Consider the following 1,990-nt stretch of genomic DNA (forward strand, 5'->3'; position numbering starts at 1 on the left):
CGATGGCGATCACCCAGGCGAAGATCGGCCGGTTGATGAAGAATCCCGACATCGCTTCAGTTCCCGGTTGCGCCGGAGGCCGGCTGCTTGGCGGCACCGGCGGCATTGCCGCCGGCGGCGGTCGCCGAGGCGGAATTCTGCTCGCGGTCCTTGATCTCGCCGGTCGTTTCGTCGATCGTCACTTCGACCGCTGTCGCGTCGCCTCCGGCGCGCACCAGCTGCAGGCCCTCGACGATGACGCGGTCGCCGTCGCCGACGCCGGAATCCACCAGCCAATTGTTGCCGACGCTGTTGCGCACGCCGAGCACGCGCTGCTCGACCTTGCCCTGGGTATTGACGACCATGGCCGTCGCCTGGCCCTTGGGGTCGCGGGTGACGCCGCGCTGCGGCACCAGGAAGCTGTTTTGCGCGACGCCTTCCTCAACGATGGCGCGCACATACATGCCGGGTAAGAGCAGCCGGTCGGGATTGGGGAACTGGGCTCTGAGCGCGAAGGTGCCGGTCGACTGGTCGACATTGGCGCCGGCGAACTCCAGCTTGCCGTTCTGCGCGTAGATGGTGCCGTTGTCGAGCTTCAGCTTGACGCTGACATTGGTCCCGCTGAATTTCAGCCGGCCTTCGTTGATCGCCTGGCGCAGATTGAGCAGGTTGGTGCTCGACTGCGTGACGTCGACATTGATCGGATCGAGCGAGCGGATGGTGGTCAGCACCGTTTCCTGGTTGGCGGTGACGAGTGCTCCGGGCGTCAGCGAGGATTTGTCGATCCGGCCGGCGATCGGCGCGGTGATCGATGTGCGGTTCAGGCTGATGCGCGCGGTTTCGACGCCGGCCTTGGCGGACGCCACATCGGCTTGAGCCTGTGCCAATGTCGCGGCGGCATCGTCATAATCCTGCTTCGACACCACATGCTGCTCCAGCAATCCGGAGTAACGGTCGAACTTGGCCTGCGCGGTGGGGAGCGCGGCCTCTGCCTTCTGCTGGGCGGCGACGGCGCTGTCATAGGCTGCCTGATAGCTCACCGGATCGATGAGGTAGAGCGGCTGCCCTGCCACCACCTCGGCGCCTTCCTGGAACAGTCGCTGCCGGATGATGCCGTCGACCTGCGGGCGCACCTCGGCAATGAGCGAGGCAGCCGTGCGGCCCGGCAGTTCGGCGGTGATCGCGACCGATTGCGGATGCAGGGTGACGACGCCGACCTCGGGTCTGCCGGAGCCTCCCATGCCGGGTGGCACCTGGCTCTTCTCCTGCGAGCAGGCTGCCAGAAAGAGGGCTGAGCCGAGCGCCGCCATTGTTGCTTGCCGGCGTGTCGGCAGGAAGGCCTGGCTGAATGGAATTCGCATGGCGTGGATCATCTTTCGCTGGAGGTTTGCGCTGGAAGATCGTTGCTAGACGATCCGACCCTCAAGAGGGAGCGTTGGCCGAGTACGAGCAAAGCGGAGCGCTATCGAAGGAAGCGCCCATTGGTTGCGACGGTTGTGGTCGGCAAGGGTCGAGCAGTGCGTCGAAGCGGCTCTTCGGCGGTTGCCGGTGGCAGCGCGAGGCGATAACGCCCGAAGCTCAATCGGATCGCGTCTTTGATCGCGGCGGCCCGCCGGGTAGGCGGCGGCGCATGCCGTCCGACCGGGAAGCCGGGCGCGACGGATGCGATCAGCCTCAGCATCATCAGGGCTTCCCACATGGTGCTCTCCATGCGCCCCGCGCAGCCACGGCCGCGCGAGGCATCGTCGATCGGAGGAAAGGACCGGCCGGCCCGTGAACGGGTGGGTCAACGGGCCGGCCGGCGCAGCCGGTCAGAGTTGCCCGCCATTCCGGGGTAGGGGTGGCTGGAGCTGTCCGTGCGGACCTCCGGGGCCGGCTGCATCGTCCGGCGGATCGCTCCATGGACCGGGGGGCGGGCCGTGCGGCCGATCCGCCGAAGCGAGGATTTCGAGCTGTTCGGGCGTCAGCTTGCCGCGCAGCGCGGCGATCGCGTCCTTCAGCTTCGCGGCCG

2 protein-coding genes are annotated in these 1,990 nt (G+C 67.2%); both read right to left on the reverse strand.

What is annotated here, in order from left to right:
• Nucleotides 1–56 precede the first annotated feature (56 nt).
• Entirely contained in the window at nt 57–1,340 is a 1,284-nt protein-coding gene (locus EOA38_RS35055) for an efflux RND transporter periplasmic adaptor subunit (protein WP_126093433.1), read from the reverse strand.
• A gap of 101 nt (nt 1,341–1,441) precedes the next feature.
• Nucleotides 1,442–1,678, reverse strand: a complete 237-nt coding sequence (locus tag EOA38_RS35060) for a hypothetical protein (protein WP_126093434.1) — start codon at nt 1,676–1,678, stop codon at nt 1,442–1,444.
• Nucleotides 1,679–1,990 lie beyond the last annotated feature (312 nt).

The sequence above is a fragment of the Mesorhizobium sp. M1E.F.Ca.ET.041.01.1.1 genome (assembly GCF_003997355.1).
Taxonomy (GTDB): domain Bacteria; phylum Pseudomonadota; class Alphaproteobacteria; order Rhizobiales; family Rhizobiaceae; genus Mesorhizobium.

Excerpts from the sequence above, each read along its gene's own strand:
- EOA38_RS35055 (WP_126093433.1), bottom strand. The coding sequence starts at position 1,340 with ATGCGAATTCCATTCAGCCAGGCCTTCCTGCCGACACGCCGGCAAGCA.
- EOA38_RS35060 (WP_126093434.1), bottom strand. The coding sequence starts at position 1,678 with ATGTGGGAAGCCCTGATGATGCTGAGGCTGATCGCATCCGTCGCGCCC.